Annotated in this window: 20 protein-coding genes; 9 read left to right on the forward strand and 11 right to left on the reverse strand. The window is 61.3% G+C overall.

Features of this window, described 5'->3' with window-relative positions:
- Nucleotides 1-159: 159 nt before the first annotated feature.
- The gene (locus tag B0E50_RS18285; protein WP_139350888.1) at nucleotides 160-429 is read left to right on the forward strand and encodes a hypothetical protein; all 270 of its coding nucleotides are present in this window, start codon (nucleotides 160-162) and stop codon (nucleotides 427-429) included.
- A 109-nt stretch (nucleotides 430-538) separates the two neighbouring features.
- Here the strand turns inward: B0E50_RS18285 and B0E50_RS14590 are convergent, their stop codons facing one another.
- Together B0E50_RS14590 and B0E50_RS14595 are read right to left on the reverse strand one after the other, a co-directional pair.
- The gene (locus B0E50_RS14590) at nucleotides 539-2,023 is read right to left on the reverse strand and encodes a PLP-dependent aminotransferase family protein (RefSeq protein WP_077442075.1); all 1,485 of its coding nucleotides are present in this window, start codon (nucleotides 2,021-2,023) and stop codon (nucleotides 539-541) included.
- 122 nt (nucleotides 2,024-2,145) lie between these two features.
- Nucleotides 2,146-2,448: a hypothetical protein gene (locus tag B0E50_RS14595; protein ID WP_139350889.1), complete on the reverse strand. Its 303-nt coding sequence runs from the start codon at nucleotides 2,446-2,448 to the stop codon at nucleotides 2,146-2,148.
- A 730-nt stretch (nucleotides 2,449-3,178) separates the two neighbouring features.
- On the opposite strand from B0E50_RS14595, the gene B0E50_RS14600 reads away from it, so the two are divergent.
- From B0E50_RS14600 to B0E50_RS14615, 4 genes are all read left to right on the forward strand, one after another.
- The gene (locus tag B0E50_RS14600) at nucleotides 3,179-5,437 is read left to right on the forward strand and encodes a winged helix-turn-helix domain-containing protein (RefSeq protein ID WP_077442622.1); all 2,259 of its coding nucleotides are present in this window, start codon (nucleotides 3,179-3,181) and stop codon (nucleotides 5,435-5,437) included.
- A 577-nt stretch (nucleotides 5,438-6,014) separates the two neighbouring features.
- On the forward strand, nucleotides 6,015-6,278 hold the full coding sequence (locus B0E50_RS14605) for a transposase (RefSeq protein ID WP_077442077.1): 264 nt from the start codon (nucleotides 6,015-6,017) through the stop codon (nucleotides 6,276-6,278).
- 194 nt (nucleotides 6,279-6,472) lie between these two features.
- A complete protein-coding gene (locus B0E50_RS14610; protein ID WP_077442078.1) occupies nucleotides 6,473-9,592 on the forward strand; it encodes a TonB-dependent receptor in 3,120 nt (1,039 codons plus the stop codon).
- Nucleotides 9,593-9,659: 67 nt separating this feature from the next.
- Complete coding sequence (locus tag B0E50_RS14615; RefSeq protein ID WP_077442079.1) at nucleotides 9,660-11,492, forward strand: sulfotransferase family protein; 1,833 nt, start codon at nucleotides 9,660-9,662, stop codon at nucleotides 11,490-11,492.
- Between the two features lie 343 nt (nucleotides 11,493-11,835).
- On the opposite strand, the gene B0E50_RS14620 is transcribed toward B0E50_RS14615, so the two are convergent.
- The 6 genes from B0E50_RS14620 to B0E50_RS14645 all read right to left on the reverse strand — a co-directional run bounded on the left by B0E50_RS14620 (nucleotide 11,836) and on the right by B0E50_RS14645 (nucleotide 17,090).
- On the reverse strand, nucleotides 11,836-12,888 hold the full coding sequence (locus B0E50_RS14620; RefSeq protein WP_077442080.1) for an NAD(P)-dependent alcohol dehydrogenase: 1,053 nt from the start codon (nucleotides 12,886-12,888) through the stop codon (nucleotides 11,836-11,838).
- 75 nt (nucleotides 12,889-12,963) lie between these two features.
- Nucleotides 12,964-13,722, reverse strand: a complete 759-nt coding sequence (locus B0E50_RS14625) for a glucose 1-dehydrogenase (protein WP_077442081.1) — start codon at nucleotides 13,720-13,722, stop codon at nucleotides 12,964-12,966.
- Nucleotides 13,723-13,880: 158 nt separating this feature from the next.
- Nucleotides 13,881-14,240 (reverse strand): cupin domain-containing protein, encoded by a 360-nt coding sequence (locus B0E50_RS14630; protein WP_077442082.1) that lies wholly within the window; start codon nucleotides 14,238-14,240, stop codon nucleotides 13,881-13,883.
- Nucleotides 14,241-14,306: 66 nt separating this feature from the next.
- Complete coding sequence (locus B0E50_RS14635; protein ID WP_077442083.1) at nucleotides 14,307-15,059, reverse strand: carboxymuconolactone decarboxylase family protein; 753 nt, start codon at nucleotides 15,057-15,059, stop codon at nucleotides 14,307-14,309.
- Between the two features lie 26 nt (nucleotides 15,060-15,085).
- On the reverse strand, nucleotides 15,086-16,069 hold the full coding sequence (locus B0E50_RS14640; protein ID WP_077442084.1) for an aldo/keto reductase: 984 nt from the start codon (nucleotides 16,067-16,069) through the stop codon (nucleotides 15,086-15,088).
- A gap of 25 nt (nucleotides 16,070-16,094) precedes the next feature.
- Entirely contained in the window at nucleotides 16,095-17,090 is a 996-nt protein-coding gene (locus B0E50_RS14645; RefSeq protein WP_077442085.1) for an aldo/keto reductase, read from the reverse strand.
- A gap of 181 nt (nucleotides 17,091-17,271) precedes the next feature.
- Here B0E50_RS14645 and B0E50_RS14650 point away from each other — a divergent pair, with 181 nt between their 5' ends.
- Entirely contained in the window at nucleotides 17,272-18,180 is a 909-nt protein-coding gene (locus tag B0E50_RS14650; RefSeq protein ID WP_077442086.1) for a LysR family transcriptional regulator, read from the forward strand.
- A gap of 106 nt (nucleotides 18,181-18,286) precedes the next feature.
- On the opposite strand, the gene B0E50_RS14655 is transcribed toward B0E50_RS14650, so the two are convergent.
- The 3 genes from B0E50_RS14655 to B0E50_RS14665 all read right to left on the reverse strand — a co-directional run bounded on the left by B0E50_RS14655 (nucleotide 18,287) and on the right by B0E50_RS14665 (nucleotide 19,973).
- Nucleotides 18,287-19,015, reverse strand: a complete 729-nt coding sequence (locus B0E50_RS14655; RefSeq protein ID WP_077442087.1) for a cytochrome c biogenesis CcdA family protein — start codon at nucleotides 19,013-19,015, stop codon at nucleotides 18,287-18,289.
- Entirely contained in the window at nucleotides 19,015-19,404 is a 390-nt protein-coding gene (locus tag B0E50_RS14660) for a thioredoxin family protein (RefSeq protein ID WP_077442088.1), read from the reverse strand. The genes B0E50_RS14655 and B0E50_RS14660 overlap by 1 nt, the downstream gene beginning before the upstream one ends.
- Before the next feature lie 107 nt (nucleotides 19,405-19,511).
- The gene (locus B0E50_RS14665; RefSeq protein WP_077442623.1) at nucleotides 19,512-19,973 is read right to left on the reverse strand and encodes a DoxX family protein; all 462 of its coding nucleotides are present in this window, start codon (nucleotides 19,971-19,973) and stop codon (nucleotides 19,512-19,514) included.
- A gap of 285 nt (nucleotides 19,974-20,258) precedes the next feature.
- Between B0E50_RS14665 and B0E50_RS14670 the strand changes: the two genes are divergently transcribed.
- From B0E50_RS14670 to B0E50_RS14680, 3 genes are all read left to right on the forward strand, one after another.
- Entirely contained in the window at nucleotides 20,259-20,534 is a 276-nt protein-coding gene (locus tag B0E50_RS14670) for a hypothetical protein (protein WP_077442089.1), read from the forward strand.
- Between the two features lie 73 nt (nucleotides 20,535-20,607).
- Complete coding sequence (locus B0E50_RS14675; RefSeq protein ID WP_077442090.1) at nucleotides 20,608-21,465, forward strand: DUF692 domain-containing protein; 858 nt, start codon at nucleotides 20,608-20,610, stop codon at nucleotides 21,463-21,465.
- Nucleotides 21,462-22,241 (forward strand): DNA-binding domain-containing protein, encoded by a 780-nt coding sequence (locus tag B0E50_RS14680; RefSeq protein ID WP_077442091.1) that lies wholly within the window; start codon nucleotides 21,462-21,464, stop codon nucleotides 22,239-22,241. Before B0E50_RS14675 ends, B0E50_RS14680 begins: the two co-directional genes overlap by 4 nt.
- Nucleotides 22,242-22,286 lie beyond the last annotated feature (45 nt).

Here is a 22,286-nt window from a genome sequence, read left to right on the forward strand (position 1 = left end):
GTCGCCCCTTTGTACCTGCACCGGAACCGTCATCGGCTGACGTGATTGCATTTGGAATCTTTGCGAAGCCAATTCGCAACAGTTCGACAGCTTGGAGTGGCGATTTCGGGCGCCGGTTTGACTTGACGGGAGATATCTTGGGGGATTCATCCATGCGACATGGTGGAAAGAACCGTTCTAGGGATCACCCGTGCTGAATTACGTTGCAAGGACTTCGCAGGCCGCCATTCGGCGGTCAGTTTCCTTTTTGAAGGCTTGGTCTCAGCGCCCCAAGGTTTCTTTGTCTGCCAGAACGCACGTGCAATTTGCTCTCAGCAGGTGAAACCACGTTGGTCCACTGCCGTCTATACTGACAAGGGAACAAGCACTGTTATCGAAAGCAACAAATACTGGCGCATCGAAACCATCCGGGATGCCAGAATCGCTTGACTGTGGCCAAGCACCTCATCGACCAGATCGACTTGCTGGCGAAGGATGTCAAGGTGGTACAGACGACCCTGAAGTTCGCCGTCGTGGGTTCCCCAAATGGATAAAACCATCATCCGGAGTGTCGTCTCAAGGGCAGCGATTCCACTGACGTACAGACGGTTTTTGCATCTATTGCATCCAGGCATGCGCCGAACAATTGGGCAGCCTCCTGCAGCTCGAGGCTGGACAGCCCGCAGTATCCGAGAAGGAGGCCTGGTATGGGAGGTCTGGCATGGTAGTGCGGTGCTATCGGGTACAGTCCAAGACCGCGCTCATGCGCGTAATCGATCAGGGACTCCAGTTGTGCGTGATCGTAGTCGCGCAGCCAGATAACCGCGTGCATGCCGGCATGCGAATCCGCAATCTGGATGCGCTCACCGGCATAACGTCGCAGCCCGTTGAGCAGTACTTCGCGGCGCGCCTTGAGCGTTCTTCCCATCTGCCGCAGATGTCGCTCGAAGCCACCGCTCTCCATGAAGTGCGCCAGGGCAGCCTGTTCAATCACCGGATTGCAAATATCGGCCAGATATTTGGCGTTGATGAAATCCTGACGCAGCGCTGCGGGCAACACCATGTAGCCCAGACGCATCGAGCCGAACAGCGTCTTGGAAAACGTACCCACGTAGATCACGCGGTCGCCCTCGTCGAGCGAACGCAATGCGGCCAGGGGCTGGGAGTCAAAGCGAAACTCGCTGTCGTAGTCGTCCTCCAGAATCCAGCTTTGCCTTGCCTCGGCATAGCGCAACAGGTCCAGGCGTCGTGACAACGACATGGTTGAGCCGGAAGGGAACTGATGGGAAGGTGTCACACAGATCAGGCGAGGCGCCTGCGCCGGCAACTCGGCGCATACCAGGCCCTCGCCATCCGTACGCACGGGCAGCAGGTTGGCCCCGTGGGCAGCGAATGACTGCCACATGCCGAAGTAATGCGGTTCCTCCATGACCGCGGCGTCTCCTTCGTTCAGCAGGACACGCGCGGTCAGGGCATAGGCTTGTTGTGAGCCATTGATGATGAGCACCTGGTTCGGATGCGCATCAACACCGCGCCGAAGCGCCAGGTAGCGACAAATCTGCTCACGCAAGGCAAGCAGTCCTTGTGGGTCTCCTCGTTCCAACGGGGTGTAGACCGCAGCGCGGGCGAGTTCACGGGCCCAGATGGTACCCAGCGCAGGCTGGGTCATCGGTTCGCCGTATTGCATGTTCAGACGCAGCCCATGATGACGGCGTGTAATCAATGGATCTCTCTGCGTTCTCGCACGCTTTGCGTAGCGCGACGGTGCCGTGATGGGCTCCGTTTTCAGCAGGCGAAGTGGTGGAGAGGTTTGCAAGTGGCTGACGTAGCTGCCAGCGCCAACCCGGACATAGACGAAGCCTTCGGCACGGAGTTGCTCATAAGCCGCCAATACGGTGATGCGCGACATGCCAACTTCCAGGGAAAGTGCGCGGGTGGACGGAAGGCGCGTATTGGCCTTCAACCGCCCGTTGAGAATGGAAGTTTTCAAGGCACGGGTAAGTTGTGCGTAAGCCGGCCCTTGACCATCGAATTCGAGGAACATGGAAACCTCAGCAAATGGCGGTACCGTTCACCCGGCTATCCAGATCGGCACGCTGCATCCGCAGCGCCATCGAACTGACCGCATCTCTGTCGATGCGCTCGGCGTGACACCCGTCGTCATCCTCATCGACTCGGCACGCTTGCCACGGCGCCTTCATTCATTGCCGGCGTGGCAACGGTCTGGGGTGACTCGTCGATCGCCCGCGCAACGATGGTCAGCGGCCCCAGACCCAGCAGGCGCTGCGCCTCCATCATTTTGGCTTCACGCTGTGCCCTCGCGAACTCAGCCGGCGAATGGGCGACAATGGCTAGCACCGCGAAACCGTTGTCGAGTTCGACAACTTGCTCGTCCGTATGGGCGATGGCCGCAGTACCGATGCAGGTCAGGCCGATGGCGAGGGTTGCACCAATCATCAGACGTTTCATGACGCTCTCCCGGCGGGCGGGGTGCCCGTACGCAAGAGCCTAAGGCCGCTGTCGCAGGCGCTGCTTGAGAAAATCTCGTTGAAATCGTGAGGCATTTGCTAGGTTATTTACGGAGCGAGCGCGATTCGTTGGCGCGGGTGGTGGGGAGTGCCTCGTCCTTGCTCTGCTGCGCCGGGCAGCGCGGTCGAGGCAGGAGGTCGGTGGCGCGCAGCAGCTGGCCAGGACAGAAGTCGTGCGGTCGGCGCGCCACGTAGAGTGTCCCGAATCGATGCACAGTGACCCGAGCAATACTTGCGCTGCGGATTCCAGTCCGATTGAACACCTGTTCGGGATTGCGCCGCCCAGTATCGTGGTGTCGACCAAGGTCATCCGGGGCTTTGGTTGTTCTCAATGGAGTTGGGTGTCGATTTGCCGGTCCCTCGTTCGTCGTACAGGCGTAACCCTCAGCTTCATGGCACGCCCGAGCCGGTAACCGTGTTCATGATGTCTGCCGCAGCGGTGCCGATGGAGCCGGGTGTTGGCAAGCTGGAGTGTGCCTTTTAACCCATGACGGACATTGCCGATGCTCGCAGAATCAGCGTAAAGGTGGGCAACCCCCCCCCGCATCTGGTTCAGATGGCGCTGGAATGCGGTTCGGTCAACAACGCAGTCCACACTTGGCCATACCGAGACTCGCATCAGACTTGGTGTAACCTGAACAGGAGCAGGGGCGGGAATGGAGGTCGAACGAATGGCTGTAGAGTCCGCCTCTGCCGCGTGGATTGCATTCGGCAGGGTCGAGATCGACACCCTGGGACATCGCCTGTTTGTCGATGGCGAGGAGGTCGCGCTCGAGCGCAAGGCATTCGCCGTACTCGTGCTGTTGGCGCGCGAACCCGGCCGTGTGTTGAGCCGTGACGAGATTCTCGACGTGGTGTGGGGGCATACCCATGTCACGCCTGCCGTACTCAGCCGCATCATCGCGGTGTTGCGTCATGCGCTCGGCGAGAGCGGCGAAGACAGCCACTATCTGCATACCGTGCATGGCGTCGGTTTCCGCCTCGATGCCCAGGTGCGGTCCGCCGCGTCGCGTGAGGAGTTGATTGACGGCAGGCCATCAGTGGCCACGGAAGCTGCGTTCTTGCCGGCCCTCACCAGCGATGTCGCCGCGCCACCTGTTGCAATGGCAGTGAGTTCGGCAACGCCCTTGCTGCCGAACAGGACACGCCGGCTCGATAGGCGGCTCGTTGCCGCGGTCTCGGGCTTGCTCGTGGTGGCGGCTGTGCTGCTCGGGTGGCACCAATTCGCGCGCCATCCTGCGGACACGTCGCCGGCAGTCGATCTCAAGTCCATTGCGGTGCTGCCGTTCGAGAGTCTCAGTACAGACCAGAACAACGCGTATTTCGCCAGTGGCATGCAGGACATGATACTGACCCAGTTGGTGGGTATCGGCGGGCTCAAGGTGATCGCCCGCACCTCGACAGAGAAATACCCGAGCCATCCAGAAGACGTGAAAACCATAGCCCGACAATTGGGGGTGGCGACGCTGCTCGAAGGTACGGTACAGAAGGCCGGCAATCAGGTGCTGATCAATGTGCAGTTGATCGATGCCAACAGCGGCAACCATCTCTGGGCGAAAGCCTACACACGCACGCTGGACAACGTGTTCAATGTGGAAGGCGAGGTCGCACAGAACGTGGCGGAGGCATTGAAGGTGCAGCTGACATCCGCCGAGACCGCGCGTATCGAGAGAATGCCGACCCGGAACGCTGCAGCCTACGATCTGTACCTGCAAGCCGGCGTGCACGCCAACCGCGCCTTCGATAATCCCGAGCTGTCACAGTCCGAATTGCCCGTGGCGATCGCGCTGTATCAACAGGCACTGGCCAAGGATCCTGACTTCGCGCTGGCCGCGGCGGCGCTCGCGCGCGCTCACATGCAGATGTATTTCTTTGCGCCCGATCGCACGAACACGCGACTGGCCGCGGCGAAGGCCTCCGCCGATCGCGCCCTGGCGCTGCAGCCAAATCTGGGCCAAGGACAATACGCGCTGGGGTTGTATGAGTACTGGGGGCATCGGGACTACGCCGGTGCCACCGCTCAACTGGAGCTGGCCCGGCGTGCCTTGCCCAACAGTGCCACCGTGGAGCTTATCATCGCCTCGATCGCCCGGCGCCAGGGTCACTGGGATGAGGCGGTGGCACTGTTTCGCACGGCCACCTTGCTTGATCCACACAGTGAGTTTGCGTTCAACCAACTCGCCGTGACCTACGAGAGCATGCATCGCTACGCAGATGCCGATCTTGCCTATGCCGGCGCCATCGCGGTGAGCCGGGATCCCGTCGGCAACCGTGTGGCACAGGCCTTCAATCAGTTGATGTGGAAGGGCGATCCGGCACCGCTGCGCGCTGCGCTGGCCGCGCTCGTGCCGGGCAGCGATGCCTACACGAGCAATATCATGACCATGTATTTCGAGCGCTGGTTGGCGCGCGATTATGCCGGGGCCGTCAAGATAGTCGAGGCGGACAAGGCCGATGACTGGGTCGACCCGGACAACATTGTTCTGCCCCGACGCCTGTATCTGGCGTGGGCCTTGCAGGCGGCGGGAGACACGGCCAAGGCGACGGCGGCGTATGCCGAGGTTGCGACGCGTGTGCGCGCCACCCTCGTCGAGCGACCGGACGACGCGGACCTGCATCTGGCTCTGGGATTTGCGTATGCCGGGCTCGGCCGAAAACCCGAGGCCGTCGCTGAAGGCGAGCGTGCCGTCGCCTTGATGCCGGTCAGCAAGGATGCCCTCACCGGACCGGATATGCTCGCATCGCAAGCACAGCTGTATGTGCGGGTCGGCCAGCCCGATCAGGCCATCGCCGTGATAGGGCGCGTGCTATCCATACCTGATGGCGCTCCCCTCTCGAGCGCGTTGCTCCAGCTCGACCCGGCCTGGGATCCGCTGCGCGATGATCCGCGCTTCAAGGCGTTGCTGCTGAAGTATCCCAGCGCCAGCTAGTCTGCTGTTTGCGCCGTTTGGCAACCCAGGGCAGCGCGAGCTGTCGGGCATGGAGCACCATCGGATCAAGCCACGGCACATTTCGTCCAGGAACCCATCCCGCCGCGCGGGCTGGCGATGTGTCTCGAATCCACAGTCGGCTTGCACGGATTGTGTCTGGCGCCGACATGCACGGCCCCGTCCAGGACTTGATCTCTTCGTCCATCGTGTTGCTCATCGCTGTTCCCTTTGAAAGCGAACAGCCGAGCAGGGAATCGATGAGTCACACATCCTGGCATTTGCCTGTCTGGCAGTGGTCATAACGAAGACGAAGAAAAGTGGCTATATCAAACGTCGTCCAGCGTCGTTCCGGGCGCCGCTACTTAATGATGATTGGTCATATCCAGACCGAACAAGAGTGGATATATGAAATAACTTTTCGTCTAGATATTGTAAATGCGTGGTAACAACGAAAGTAACGCATTTGAAGTGAATCATTATCTCGTGATCAAGCCTGATGCGCCCGGCACCGATGGTCACGATATAAGCACTGGATCGAATAATTGCTTGCTACCGGTTGATAAGAAAGGGGGCATGAATGCGTCCGACCTATTATCCCGAAGAACTGAAGACTGAAGCCATAAAACTGGTTGTGGAGCGCCATCTTCCCGCAACTGTGGTTGCGTCGAGACTTAATGTTCGAGCCGATGCGGTTCGAGTATGGGTGAGAAGGTTTCGTTTCAGCAGGAGGCCATTGCCTGGTGCCGAATTCCACCGCCTGAAGGTGGAGCTTCATGAGGTGGCCGTCGAGCGTGATGCTTTAGTTAGCCTGGCGGCCCGCTTGCTTGCCAAGTTTGGTTGACGGCTTGCTCGTGCCGGCCTGCATTACCGATCTGGATGTCCATTATCAATGATGGCTGCTCTGGCTGAATAAGCGCTCGTATCGATGACGGCCACGATCGCATTTACTTTACTGATATGTGGCTTCGATGAAGAGGCCGAAAAACGATCCAGGTGGCAGGTATTCCTTGTTCATGAAAATCATCGGAGGGTGTCATGAAATTTGGGGTCAAGAAACTTTCTTCGGCGGTTCGGATCGCGCTTTCTCTCGGCGCGGTTACTGCCGTGGGTATCACCACCAGCGCATTTGCCCAGACCGCCGGCAATCAGGCTGCGACGCAGAATTCCAGCAACGCGAAAACGCCGGATCAAGCCAATCCTCCAAAAAAAGTAGCTACCTTGCAGACGGTCGTGGTCACCGGTTCGCTGGTCCGCCGTGTGGATCTGGAAACTTCCAATCCGATAGTCACGATTGACCGCGCCCAGATCGAGGCGACCGGCAAGATGACCTTGGGCGACCTGGTGCAGGATCTGCCGGCGATGACCGGCGGCAACACCAATCCACAGCTCAACAACGGCGGCGGCACGGGTGCTTCCACCATCAACCTGCGTGGTCTTGGCAACAAGCGCACCCTGATCCTGGTCGACGGTCAGCGTGTGGTTGACGCCATCGGCACTTATATTTCAACTGAAGGTACATCACCGGATGTAAACGCCATCCCGGCGGCCATGATCGAACGCATCGAAGTATTGACCGACGGCGCATCGGCGACGTACGGCTCCGATGCGATCGGCGGCGTGGTCAACTTCATCCTGAAAAAGGATTATCAGGGCGTCCAGTTTACCGCCAATGTCGGCGAGTCCGACCACAACGATGGTGACCAATCAGGCTACAGCTTCACTTTCGGGCAGACGTCCGACAAGGGAAGCATCATGGGCGGCATCGAGTACAACAAGCAGGATGGTGTTGAAGCGAGCAGCCGCAGTTTCTCGAAGAATGCGGTGTCGATCTATGGCACGAATGGCACTGGTCCGAGCGCACCGCATCCGCCGACCGCCAACATCGGCGGTTCGTCGTCCTCGCCTTACGGCCATATTCAGATCACCGGTACGCCCGTGCAGCCGCTCTTTGGTTGCAGTTTTGTGGCGCTTAATCCAGGCGGCAACAGTCAACTGGTCAACACTTCCAATTATCACTGCTACCAGAACAACGGCGCGAACAGCGACAAGTACAACTACGCGGCGATCAACCTGATCATGACGCCGCAGGAACGTACCAACGCGTTTGTGATGGGCACGTACCGCCTGTCCGACAACGTTTCGGCCTACATGGACGCCTACTACAACAAGACCTCGTCAGACTTCCAGCTGGCTCCTGGCATCTATGGCGACAACCCTTATGTGGCCGGCAACGCGATCATCGATGTCAACAATTACTTCAACCACTTCGGTGCCACGTTCAGCAGCGCCGGCCCGACCATCAATTCCCGCCTGTCTTCCCTTGGCAACCGTGTGGCGACGTTCGGTGCCAACACCGAACAAGTCAATGTCGGCTTGAAGGGCAGCTTCTCGCTATTCGACCAGGACTGGAACTGGGATGTCGGCCTTGATTATGGTCATTCGGGCGCGGTCACCACGACCTTGAATCTGCCAAACGGGGGCAAGCTGTACACAGGACCTTCCTACATGTCGGCCACCGGTTTGGCGTGCGGCACGACGGCAGCACCCACGGCCTGTCCGGCCGGTATCACTTCGACGGCTTTGGAGTTCAATCCGTTCGACCTGTACTCTCCGGGTTCGATCGCTGCGCTGAAGGCAGCTGCATCACCGGCCGTCACCAATCAATACGCGAGCCTCAAGGAGTGGCACGCGGGCATCAATGGGGGCGTGCTCAGCCTGCCCGCCGGCACGGTGCAATTGGCGGCTGGTGCCGACTATCGCCAGGAATATGTCAACTCGTACGTGGATCCGCTCCTGAATTTCGACCCGGTCGCGGGTACCTGCGTGCTGGGCAGTCAATGCGTCTCGGCCACGCAGGGCGGATACAACGTGAAGGAGCTCTATGCAGAGGCATTCATTCCTGTCCTGAGTGAACTCCCGTTGGTGAGGTCGCTCAATGTAACCATCGGCGATCGGTACTCGCGTTACAACGATGGCTACGGCAACACCAACGACTTCAAGTTCGCCGTGGAGTACAAGCCGATCGACGACCTGCTGCTGCGTGGCACCATGGCGCAGGTGTTCCGCGCACCGAACCTCGCGGAGGAATACAACGGTGCGGCGGCCGACGCACCGAAGCTGTCAAACGATCCCTGTACAGGCTATACCGGTGCGCCGGTCAATCCCGCCTGCGTCAATGTGCCGACGAATGGCACGTTCATCAATCAGGCCGTCGCCGCCAACAACCAGATCACCGGCATTCTGTCGGGCGCTCAATTCGCCGGTATCCAGCTCAAGCCTGAGCAAGGGAAATCGTTTGACTTCGGCGCGATCTACAGTCCGTCGTGGGCACCGGGCCTATCAACCACGGTTGATTTCTGGCATGTGTATCTCAACAACACCATCACTACGGTGAACGCACAAAGCGTCCTCGACGTATGTGCCGCCGGCAACCTGGCATTCTGCTCGCTGATTCATCGCAATCCGGTCGTCGGGCCCAATCAGGGTCAGATCCTGACCATCGGTGAACCGACCGCCAATCTGGGTACGCTGAACACTGGTGGCGTTGACTGGTCGTTGGCCTACAAACTGCCGCAATTCTCCTTCGGTCAGTTCACGGTCGGCCTCAATGCCACCTACCTGAAGTATTACAACCTGCAGACCGCTCCGGGTACGGCGAGCAACACGACCTATACCGATGCGGGCCATTTTCTGCCCTTCGGTTCGCCGCAGGAGGCGGCCTGCCCGGGCATAGGCACCTGCCTGTTCCCGCGCTGGCGGGCTCAGGGTTTCGTCAACTGGCAGCTGGGTAACTGGTCTGCCTCCTGGCGCGTGCGTTACATCGGTCGCTTCCAGATGGGTTCGAAGAGCCCGTCGCAGGATGTGTTTCCGGACGGTACGTGCTATTACCAAGGCAAGCCGAATCCGGCGGGCGGCAAGTATCAATGCAACATTACAGGGGCGGTGTATAAATATGGTGCCACCGTGTATAACGATATATCGTTCGGCTACAATATCGAGCCGCTGAACACGCGCATCGATTTTGGCGTGAACAATGCCTTCGACAAGCAGCCGCCCATGCTGTACGCGAACAACACGCTCAACGCCAACACCGATCCCAGCGATTTCGACCTGATGGGTCGTTACTTCTGGGCCCGTGTGACAGTCAAGTTTTAAGCGTCAAGCGAGTGCGTCAACCATATGGGCCGCGTGACCGAATCACGCGGTCCTCTTTATTGATGGCATGACTACCGAGCCGGTCATTCTGATCTTCGAGGCCCTGCAGGCAGCAAGACCAGCCGATGCAGAGCGACTCTGTCATGCGCAATTGGCCGATAACCCTGATGACGAGCAAGTACTGCAGTTGCTTGCCATGAGCCTGCACTATCAGCACCGTCTTCCTGAAGCCACGGCCGTTTACTTCCGTTTGACCGAGTTGACCCCCGGGTGCAGCGCCTATTGGTGCAACTACGGAACCGCGTTGCTGGAAAGCGGCGCGACATTGGAAGCGGAGCACGCCTACGCGAATGCGATCAGGCTGGATCAGGGTAATCTCATGCCCAAAGTCCAGATGGGCTTGCTGCTGCTTGAACGCAAGGATTACCTGGCCGCGCGCGAGATCTTGCTTGATGCGTTCGAGCTCGACAAAAGTGCGTCGTTGACACGAATCCACGCGGCGCGCGCGTGCTGCTTGTGCCAGGATTTTCATGGCGCTGCCGACCTGCTGAAGCCGTGGCGGACGTGGTTGCCGATTGACAGCGAATTGCTCCAGCTGGAGCTCGCCAAGTTGCTGCAGCTGATGGGCGATACGCCGTCGACCGCTGTACTCCTGGAAGATCTTGTTGCTCGCAATCCCTCATGCCTCGAAGCCAGATTGCTGCTGGCCAAGGTCTACGAAAGATTGAACGAACTGGCCAGGAGCGAGGGAATGGCGCGGGCACTCCTTGCGGACCCCATTGTCTCGACCGATGAAGCGCGAATTGACGTCAGGCACCTTTTCGCCACACTTGCCCTGAGAAGTGGCGACATCACCCATGCACGATCCGTATTGGAGCAATACGGGCCACGACACGCCTGCGATTACGCGCATTATTTCGAGCTGGCGGACACATACGACAAACTGGGCGAGTCGGGGCCGGCGATGCAGGCCTTGCGAACGGCCCACGAATGGCAGGTGCAGGAGCTGCAAATTGCCTCGCCGGAGTTTTTCTTGCCGGACTGCGCTGCGCTGCCGGCGGCACTGCCACATGTGACTCCCGAAACCTATCGTCGCTGGCCAAAAACAAGCGCACCCGACTCGCGGGATTCGCCGGTCTTCATTGTCGGCTTTCCTCGTTCAGGCACGACCCTGCTCGAACAGATGCTGGACGCACATCCGGGCCTGCAGTCGATGGACGAGAACCCGTTCTTCAACCGGCTCGCCGACAAACTGAAGAGTCATGACGCTGGCATCATGGACAAGCTGGAACAGCTCCAGCAGCGCGACTGCGACGAGTTGCGCAAGCTCTACCTGATCATGGTTTCCGAGAAAATATCGCGACGCTGGCAGGCGCAGCTGGTCGACAAGAACCCGTTGAACATGCTGTGGTTGCCACTCATCTACCGGCTGTTTCCCCGGGCAAAGTTCATTCTTGCGGTGCGCCACCCATGCGACGTGATCCTGAGCTGCTACATGCAGAACTTCCGTTCAAGCATCCTGGGTGCCGCTTGTGCCAACCTTCAAAGACTAGCTGCTGCTTACGTGGGGGCGATGGATTATTGGCTGCGGAATGTGGATATCTTTCAACCGGATGTACTGGTGTCGCGCTATGAGGATCTGGTGACGGATTTTCCGGGGCATACGGCACGTATTGCCCATTTTTTGGGGCTGGATGATGCTGCGCCGATGCTGCGGTTCGACCAGCACGCACGCGACAAGGGATACATAGCCACCCCGAGTTATGACCAGGTCATTGAGCCGGTGAACAGAAAAGGCATGAATCGCTGGATGCGGTATCAGCAGGAGTTCGATCTGGTGCTCCCCACGATCGAACCCATGCTGCGATTCTGGGGCTATTCGAGCGAGGCCGACTGTTGAGAGCTTCTCATGTCAACCCAGGACGATGTTGGGTTGCGAGTATGGACCGTTCGTCATGAGTGGTCCTGGCGCAAGGCTCTGGAGCCGGGCATAGCGGCATCCGTCCTCTTCATGGAAGATGCACGCCAAGTCGCCTTGTGGTGGATGCCCGAATACAACGAACAACGCGCTCACGACTCCCTGGGCCATCTGACGCCCAACGAATACAGTCAACACGTCGCCAGTAGTTCTACTGTTGAAGTCCCTGCTTGACGCGGGAGCTTGCGTGACCACCGTGGTCACGCAAGCTTGCACGACGCTGGGTCGAGGTGAATGTCCCATCGACCTGCGATCGAGGAAAACCTCAGCTGTTCATTGACGCATTGTCGATGACGAAGCGGTACTTGACGTCACCCTTCACCATGCGGTCGTAAGCCTCGTCGATCTTCTGAGCCGGAATCATCTCGATATCGGAGACGATGCCTTTTTCCGCACAGAAATCCAGCATCTCCTGAGTCTCAGCGATGCCGCCAATCAGCGAACCAGCGATGTTCCGTCGCCTGAAGATCAGATTGGCCACGCTCGGCGACGGATGCGGGTGTTCAGGTACGCCGACCAGCACCAGTGTGCCGTCGCGCTTGAGCAATCCCGTGAAGGCGTCCAGCGAATGGCTGGCGGCCACGGTGTTGAGGATGAAGTCGAAGCTGTTGGCGTGCGCGCGCATCTCGCCCTCGTTGCGCGAAACCACCACCTCGTCCGCGCCCAGGTCCAGCGCCGCCTGGCGCTTGTTGTCCGAGGTGGTGAACGCCACCACGTGCGCGCCCATCGCATGCGCGAGCTTCACGCCCATGTGGCCCAGTCCGCCGATGCCGACCACGCCGACCTTCTTGCCGGGGCCGACATTCCAGTGCCGCAGCGGCGAGTAGGTGGTGATGCCGGCGCACAGCAGCGGCGCGACCGCGGCGAGCTGCGATTCGGGGTGGCGGATCTTCAGCACGAACTTTTTGTCGACCACGATGCGCTGCGAATAGCCACCCAGCGTGTGCCCCGGTGCGTCTGTCGTCGGGCCGTTGTAGGTGCCGACGAAACCGTTCTCGCAGTACTGCTCCAGCCCCTCGTCGCAGGCAGCGCAATGCTGGCAGCTGCCGACCAGGCAACCCACGCCCACCGTATCGCCGACCTTGAAGCCGCTCACGTCGTTGCCCACGGCGCTGACATGACCGACGATCTCGTGGCCGGGCACACAGGGGTAAAGCGTGCCACCCCATTCGGAGCGCACGGTATGCAGGTCGGAATGACAGACACCGCAATAGGCGATGTCGATCTGCACATCCTGCGGGCCGGGTGCGCGGCGCTCGATGTCGATCGCTTCCAGCGGCTTGTCGGCGGCGTGCGCGCCATAGGCTTTGGTTGTCATGCATGTCTCCTTCGGTATGAGGCGAGCGGGGCACAGGTGAGGGTGCTTCCACTTTGTTGTTCGATCGATGGTTGGTCAGTGGGCAACGAAGCCGCCATCTACAGGCAATGCTACGCCGAGAACGAAGCTCGCGCCGGGGCTGCACAGCCAAAGCACCGCTGCAGCAATCTCCTCCGGACGACCCATGCGACCGATCGGTTGATCACGCAGAAAAACCTTCATCGCGGTGGGATCGATCCCGTCGCCCATGGGCGTATCGATGCAACCGGGGCAGATGGCGTTGACGCGAATACCTTGCGCTGCGTAATCCAGTGCGGCGCTCTTGGTCAAGCCTATCACCCCATGCTTGCTCCCATGGTAAGCCGCGCGGCCGGCCAACCCGACCAGCCCACCCAGCGAGGAGCAGTTGACGATCGCACCGCTCTCCTGTTTGCGCATCTGCAGCAGCTCGTGCTTCATGCAGGTCCAGACGCCACGCAGATTGACGGCATTCACTTCATCGAAAGCCTCTGAGGTCTCTTCGGTCACGTCACCCATCGGGCCGAGGATGCCGGCGTTGTTGTACGCCATGTCCAGTCGGCCAAAGGTAGTAACAGCGCGATCGACCATCGCGGCGACCTGAGTTTCGTTTGATACGTCGCAGATCACACTGATGGCTTGATGGCCGGCTGATGTCAGTTCCTTGGTGACGGCCTCGAGAGCTCTCTCGTTGCGGTCGGCAAGGACGACCGCCGCACCTGCTTCGGCGAAGGCTTTTGCGGTTGCCAGCCCCAGGCCCGAGCTGGCGCCGGTAACCAGGGCAACTTGATCCTTGAAATCAAAGGTGGGATTCACTTTTTTGTTTTCCTCGTTGAGGCATGCGCCTCGATAGCGGATGACATGATGTTTAGCGTGGCAACGAGCAAGGTTCGTGTCTTGCTTGCAATCTGCGGCCCAGATGCGCCTCAGGCTTGCGGTCCCGTCAGGTATTCCGCATCGGTGACTTTTTCCAGTCAGTCGACGACCCTGCCGTCGAGCGCTTCCTGCACCGCGATATGCGTCATTGAGGTGGTCGGTGTGGCGCCATGCCAGTGTTTGTGGCCCGGTGGGCAGACGATGATGTCGCCGGCGTTGATCTCGACGATCGGCTCGCCCTCGCACTGGGTCCAGCCCTTGCCCGCGGTGACGATCAGCACCTGCCCCAGCGGATGGGTATGCCAGGCACTGCGCGCGCCCGGCTCGAAGGTCACGAAGGCACCGGATATGTTCGCATCGCCGATGCCCTTGAACGGCGAATCGATGCGCACGGTGCCGGTGAAGTATTCAGTCGGACCGGTGATGGGAGGTTGCGAGCCGTTGCGGATGATTTCCATGGTGAAGTCCTGCGTGTGGATGGGGAAGTGTGTCGATCAGCGTGTGACAAGCCTGTTCGTTCGGACCTATGCCGATGTGCCTTCGTTGACCACCCGCAAGGCATTCAGCGTGCGCGGATAGCCGATGAACGGCAGCAGTTGGGTCAGTGTGTCGATGAGCATCTGGCGGTCGTTGCCGATCGCCAGGTTGCCGGCGACGTGGCCGCCCAGCTGGGGTTCGCAACCACCCAGCGCCGCCAGCATCGCGAAGGTCAGCAGCTCGCGGGTTTTCAGGTCCAGGCCTTTTCGGGTGTACCAGTCGCCAAAGCAGTTGGCGGACAGGAAGTGCTGGATATGCAGCTGGTCCTTCGGCGACTGCGCAATCATCGCGTCGATGCGCTCGCCGAAGAAGCGCTGCTGAATCGCCAGCCCTTCGGCATGCCGTGTCTGTACCGTCGTGGTCGACTGTTCTTCCAGCGGCAGCGCGATGCCGCGGATGCGGAAGACATCATTGGTGGCATGGATGAAATCGAACACCCTGCCCATGCCGGCATAGGGTACAGCCTGATAGACGATCTCCTTCACCTCCACCGGCGTCACGCCGACGTTCAACGCGCCGTCCAGCATGGCGCGGTACTCGTCGACTGCATGGCAGGCGATCAGCGCTGCCAATTGCACCATCAGGCGCACGCGGATATCCATGTCGCTGGCTTTGATGACCTCGCCGAATGCCCAGTTGTCGAAAATCTCGATCAGCTCGGGATCGCTGACCTTCAGCGTCGAAACGTGGCCGGGGAACAGCTGGTCGTGATTGCGCTGTGCGGCTTCAGTGATTGCCATCGTATTGCCTCATGGATTCTGTTCGTTCACTTGCCCGCCTGCGCTGCCAGGTGCGCCGGGTAGCGGTCACCCTGCACCCGGATCTGCGCCAATGATTCGGCGATTTGCCGAAGATCATCGGCACTCAGCGCGATATCCGCGGCGCCGATGTTCTCCTTCAACCGATGCAGTTTCGTCGTGCCCGGAATCGGCACGATCCACGGCTGCTGCGCCAGCAGCCACGCCAACGCGATCTGCGCCGGAGTCGCCTGCTTGCCGGCCGCGATGCGCCCCAGCAGGTCGACCAGCGTCTGATTGGCCCGGCGCGCCTCGGGCGAGAAGCGCGGCACGTTGTTGCGGAAATCGTCCTTGGCGAACGAGGTGCTTGCGTCGATCTTTCCCGCGAGGAAGCCCCTGCCCAGCGGGCTGAACGGCACGAAGCCGATGCCCAGTTCCGTGCAGGTCGGCAGCACTTCCTGCTCCGGTTCACGCCACCACAGCGAATACTCGCTTTGCAGCACGGCGACCGGCTGCACCGCATGTGCCCGACGGATCGACTGCACGCCGGCTTCCGACAGGCCGAAGTGTTTGACCTTGCCTTCCGCGATCAGATCCCTGACGGTGCCGGCCACGTCTTCCATGGGTACGTTCGGATCGACGCGATGCTGGTAGAACAAGTCGATGCGATCCGTCCGGAGACGTTTGAGCGAGGCCTCGGCGACGGCGCGGATGCGCTCCGGCCGGCTGTCCATGCCGGTCTTCGAATCGCCATTCTTGAAACCGAACTTGGTCGCGATGACCACGTTGTCGCGAAACGGCGCCAACGCCTCGCCAACCAGTTCCTCGTTGGTGAACGGGCCATAGGCCTCGGCGGTATCGAAGAAGCTCACGCCGACTTCGACAGCCTGCCGAAGCAAGGCGATCGCGTCCTGTTTCTCCATCGCAACGCCATAGGCGTGGTTCAGTCCCATGCAGCCGAAGCCGAGCGCGGAGACTTCGAGCTGGCTGTTTCCCAATGTGCGACTTTTCATTGCATTGACTCCGATGATCCCGGGATTACAGCCCGGTCATTTTCAGTACGCTTTCGGGAAGGCGAGCTCCCTGCAGCGTGATTTTCGATGCGGCTTCTTCGATCTCGCGAAGGTCGCCGGCGGTGAGGTCGACGGCAAGCGCGCCCAGGTTCTCGTCAAGCCGATGCAGCTTCGTGGTGCCGGGAATCGGCACGATCCATGGGCGTTGTGCGAGCAGCCACGCGAGCGCGATCTGCGCGGGAGTGGCGCCCTTGCGCGCAGCCACGCCACGCACGAGATCGACCAGCGCCATGTTCGCTTTCAGTGCTTCCGGCGAAAAACGGGGAACCGCGGTGCGGAAGTCCGTACTCTCGAACTTCGTGTTTTCATCGATCTTGCCGGTGAGGAAGCCGGCACCGAGCGGGCTGAAGCTGACGAAGCCGATGCCCAGTTCTTCCAGGGTAGGCAGGATCTCGCCCTCGGCTCCCCGCCACCACAACGAGTACTCGCTCTGGACAGCGGCAACCGGTTGCACCGCATGGGCGCGGCGAATGCTGCCAGCGCCGGCTTCCGACAGGCCGAAGTGCCTCACCTTGCCTTCCGCGATGAGATCCCTGACCGCGCCCGCGACATCTTCCATCGGCACGCTCGGGTCGACGCGATGTTGATAGAACAGATCGATGCGATCGGTCCTGAGCCGCTTCAGCGACGCCTCGGCCACTGCCTTGATGTGCTCGGGGCGGCTGTTGACCCCGCCGCGTCGTTCGCCGGTTTGCAGGTCGATGTCGAAGCCGAACTTGGTCGCGATCACGACCCGGTCGCGCACCGGCGCCAGCGCTTCGCCCACCAGTTCCTCGTTGGCAAACGGGCCATAGGCTTCGGCCGTGTCGAAGAACGTGACACCGCGTTCCACGGCTGCTCGCGTGAGCGCGATCATGTCCAGCCGGTCACCCGGCTGCCCATACGCGGAAGTCATGCCCATGCAGCCGAAGCCGATGGCGGAGACTTCGAGGCCGCTGTTGCCAAGCGTGCGGGTTTGCATCGTGTTTCTCCAAAGAAGGTGTTGCGATATGGGCGTTGTCGATGCCAGGGCTGCCGCGCGGCAGCCATCTGGCTGATCCCGGCATCGGAATACGTGCAGTTTGTGCTACCGGAGCTTGTTTGATTAGACGGGATAATCCGAATGCTCTTATGATCAGAATTCATTAATGGGTGGCCGGCGCATGGCTCGCGAGAACTACAACGATCTGCTGGCCTTCCTCGCGGTGGCGCGCGAGCGCAGCTTCACTCGCGCCGCCGCGCAGCTGGGGGTGTCGCAGTCGGCACTCAGCCACACCATCCGCGGGCTGGAGGCGCGACTTGGCCTGCGCCTGCTGACCCGCACCACGCGCAACGTGGCGCCCACCGAAGCGGGCGAGCGACTGGCCAACGAGCTCACACCGAACTTCGAGGACATCGAGACGGCCCTGGCCAACCTGAGCGAACTGCGCGACAAGCCCAGCGGGAGTTTGCGCATCACCACCGGCGAACATGCCGCCAGCAGCATCCTGTGGCCGGTATTGCGCAAATTGTTGCCCGAGTACCCCGACATCCGCGTCGAGGTGATCAGCGATTCCAGCCTCACCGACATCGTCGCCGAGCGCTTCGATGCCGGCATCCGCCTCGGCGAGCAGGTGGCCAATGACATGATCGCCTTGCCGATCGGTCCGCCGATGCGCATGGCCGTGGTCGGCTCACCGGACTATCTGGCCTCGCGCCCCCGGGTGAAGACGCCGCGTGACCTCACCGGCCACGACTGCATCAACCTCCGCTTCCTCACCCATGGCGGCCTGTATGCCTGGGAGTTCGAGAAGAACGGCCATCCCCTCAACGTGCGCGTGGAAGGGCGGCTGATCTTCAACAACACCCGCCACGTCATCGCCTCGGCACTCGACGGTTTTGGCCTGGCTTGCGTACCCGACGATTTGGTCCGGGCCGAAATCGCCAACGGCAAGCTGCGACGTGTGCTCGCCGACTGGTGCCCGCCGTTCCCCGGCTACCACCTCTACTACCCGAGCAGGCGCCAGCCCTCGCCGGCATTTTCGCTGCTGGTGGAGGCATTGCGTTATCGAGGAAGTACACCACACGGGTGATCTTCGGCAGCGGTGCGGCGTGACTGCCGGCGCGCGGCCTGACGCGGTCAGGCGCCGAACCTTTTCCCGAACGTGTACCGCGACATTTCCTGCGGGAAATCCGCCGTCACAGTGACGTCGTCAGTCGCGTCAGCCAATCGGGGCTGATCGCCAGGAGAAAGCCTTCAAGTCGGCGATCCAGTCCGGTGAGGATGAGTACGCCGAGCAGCACGAACAGGGCGCCCATCACGGACTTCGCGACGTGTCCGACGGAGGCCAGTGAACCACGCACACGCATCATCGTTGCATGCGACAGGCCACCCAGCACCAGCAGCGGAAACCCGGCGCCCAGCCCGAATACGAGCATGAGCAGGCTGATCTGGACGAGATCCCTGCCTTGTGCCGCCAGCGTGGTGGCGGCGCCCAGGGTGGGGCCGACGCAAGGACTCCAGACCAGGCCGAGCAGCAGGCCGATCAGGAACTGGCTGAACGGGCCTTCGCCCTTGATCGCACCGAGCGCGCGCTGACCGGTCGAGCCGAGGCTCGAGCTGAGCCGGGCGAATCCGGCCTGCAGCCATGAAGAGAGCATCACCACACCGAACAGCACCATCAGCACTGCAGCCACGTGGCGCAGCGTCTCCGGGCCGAGACCGATGGAGGCGCCCAGGGTCGCGATGAAGATGCCGACCAGCGCGAACGACAACGCCAGTCCCAGCGCCAGTGCCGCCGTGCCGAGGCGATGCCGGGACAACGCCGAGGCGATCAGGATCGGCAGGATCGGCAGCACACAGGGCGAGAGGATGGAGGCGAGGCCAGCCAGGAAACTCACCGCATAGGTGCCAACGCCGAAATCCATCACAAGGCCTTTTGCAGCGTGTCGCGAATCGCCGGTTCGGCGGTCTGCCCGGTGGAGCGGGTGACCTCGTGACCCTGCCGGAAGACGACAAAAGTCGATTGCTGTGTGACCTTCAGCGTTTTCTCCAGTGCGGTCTCGGTGTCGAAGTCGGCCTCGAAAATCGTCACCGGTCTGAACTGCGGCTCCGCGGCCAGCCGAGCCACGATCGGTTGCTGCACGCGGCAGGTCGGGCACCAGTCCGCATGGAAGTAGACCACCACCGGTTGGCCGGCGGCCCTTGCCTGTTCGAAACGGGCCTGATTGAACGGCACTTCGGCGGCCAGCACGCTGCCGGTCAGCATCAGGAAAAGGGCGGCGCCTGTCAGATAATTGCGTGTGGCTGTTTTCATGGTGATATCCGTGGTCGTGGAACATGTGGATGCCGTCGATGTAGTTCGACGCGATGCATCCAGTTCTTCGCTGCAGGGATTGCCCTGGTTACCCGCGGTGCCATGGATCAGGCGTGCGTGCGGATGCCCAGCCAGCGCGCCAGCAGCGTGTCGATGCTGGCCTTGCCGGGGCCGGCGATGAGCAACCAGAAGAAGATCAGGCTGTAGACCACTTCATCCGCCTCGACGTAATCGTCCAGCCCCATCAGGTTGGTCGATACGACCAGGGTCACGGCGACGGCCATGTTGATCAGCATCGGTATGCAGATCAGCCGGGTGCACAGGCCGAGCATGATCAGCAGTCCGCCCAGCAGTTCGGTCCACGCCGACAGGGCGGCACTGAAGGCGGGGTAGGGGATGTGCCAGCCGACAAAGCGCTGGGTGAACCCGGCGAGGTTCTGCACTTTGGCGATACCCGTTTCCAGCCAGAAATAACCGAACACGAGGCGTACCACGAGTGGGCCGATCCAGCGTGCGGTGTGAAGCAGGTCGAGCAGGCGCGAGGCCCTGGCAGCGATGAACTGGCGCATCTTGGGAATCCTGTCAGCGTGGGGTGCCGGCATCATGCGTGCCGCCATCGCGGCTCGCCATGTTCGGGCGTCCGGGCTTTCTTGCCGCGCGTCCGGTCATGCTGCAATGCTGTCGGATGCCGGACGATCGGGCACAAAAACAGGATGGGCGGGAACAGCCGGCGAGCTTCCGCATGCCGAGAATGCAGCCGTCGGGATGGGCTTCCAGCGTTGTGGAAGACGACCCGGCGGGATATCCCTCATGCCGCATCCGATGCGGCCCACACGACTTGTCAGGAGTTACCCATGAAGACCAACAAACTCAACGGTGCGGCCATGGCCATGATGGTCGCCGGCCTGTTCGCCGCGTCCTCGATGTCTGCTGCCGTCGCTTCGCCGAGCGACGCTGGCAGTGCCGCTGCGGTGAAGTGCATGAACTCGTCATCCTGTAAAGGACATGGCGCATGCAAGCAGGCCACCAACTCATGCAAGGGTCAGAACTCGTGCAAGGGCCAAGGCTTCACCATGCAGAAGACCCAGGCCGACTGCACGGCTGCGCAGGCGGCCAACAAAGCCTCCTGATCTTCCGCAAGGGCTTTCCGGCCCTGGCCGGAAAGCCCTTCATCCCCAATGCCTGCCCGTGGCTGCCGATGTCATGACGACCGAGACGAACTCAAGCAAGCTCAAGCTGCCGTGCCTGGGTTATGGCCTGGGTCTGCGTGTCGAATACTACGAGGCACTGCTCGAGAACCCCGGTCACGTCGAGTGGCTGGAGGTGGTTTCCGAGAATTACATGATCCCCGGCGGCCGTCCGCTGGCATGGCTGGAAAAATTCCGCGAGCGCTTCCCGCTGGCGATGCACGGCGTATCGATGTCGATCGGCAGCACCGATCCACTGGACGAGGGTTATCTTGGCCGCCTTGCCGAGTTGGCGCGGCGCGTGGAACCCGCGTGGATCTCCGATCATCTGTGCTGGACCGGCGTGCAGGGCGTCAACCTGCATGACCTGATGCCGCTGCCGTATACCGAGGAAGCGCTGGCGCATGTGGTCGACCGGGTACGGCGCGTGCAGGACAGGCTGGGCCGGCGCATCCTGCTGGAGAACGTTTCAAGCTACATCAGCTTCGCCGATTCGCAGCTGACCGAGTGGCAGTTCCTGGCGGCGGTGGCCGAACGCGCGGACTGCCTGATCCTGCTCGACATCAACAATATCCATGTCAGTGCGCACAACCACGGGTTCTCGCCGCTGGACTATCTCGACGGCATCCCGGCAGCGCGCGTGCAACAGTTTCATCTGGCCGGTCATGAGCACGGCGAACACCTGCTCATCGACACCCATGATGCGCCGGTCGTCGATGCGGTGTGGGATCTGTACATCGAAGCCGTGCGTCGCTATGGCAGGGTCTCGACGATGATCGAGCGCGACGACCACATGCCGCCGCTGGCCGAGTTGCTGGCCGAACTCGATCATGCGCGCCTGCTGGCGATGTCCTTGCTGCAGGCGGCGGCATGAGCAACCTGCAGGCGCTGCAACAACACTTGCTGCAGGCCGTGCTGGCCGATCGGCCGCCGAAGCTGCCCGAGTTGCATGCCGATGCTCGTGGCGATGCCGCGAGTCGGCTGGCCATCTATCGAAACGGTTACCGCATCCGTCTGCGCGACGCGCTGGTTACCGAGTTTCCCGGACTGGCCGTGTTGACAGGTCGGCGTTTCGGCAGGCTGCTGGAAAGCTATGTCGAGGCGCATCCGTCGGGTCACTACAACATCCGCTGGCACGGTGCCGGCCTGGCGGCGTTTCTGGAGTACGCGCTGCCCTGGCGCGACAAGCCCGAGCTGGCCGAGATGGCGCGGCTGGACTGGGCGATCTCCACGGCGTTTGATGTCGCCGATGAGCCCGTGCTTGGCGTGACGGATCTGGCCAGGGTGCGCGCAGACGCATGGGCCGGTCTGCACCTGCATCCGCAGGCGCACCTGCAGCTGCTGTCGGTCCGGCACAACGCCGAGGCTTTCCGCCGCGCTGCCGATCGCGGCGATCCCCGGCCGCGTCGGCGCCACTACGGCGAGGTACGTCATCTGCTGGTATGGCGCCAGTCCCTGACCGTGCGTTACCGGCAGATCGAGGCTGACGAGTGCTCGGCCCTGACCGGCGCCGTCGACGGCGAACCGTTTGCCTCGCTATGTGAACGACTGGCCGGCCATCGCGATCCGGCGAGCGCGATGCCGCGCATGGCAAGCCTGCTGCAGCAGTGGCTGAGCAGCGGACTGATCGGCGGCTTCTCGTCGCCTTGAAGTTCCCCGCCTGGTGCCGGTGCCGACGGTGGCAAATTGAAGGTG

Origin of the sequence: Rhodanobacter sp. C01, from assembly GCF_002001045.1 — a bacterium.
GTDB lineage: Bacteria > Pseudomonadota > Gammaproteobacteria > Xanthomonadales > Rhodanobacteraceae > Rhodanobacter.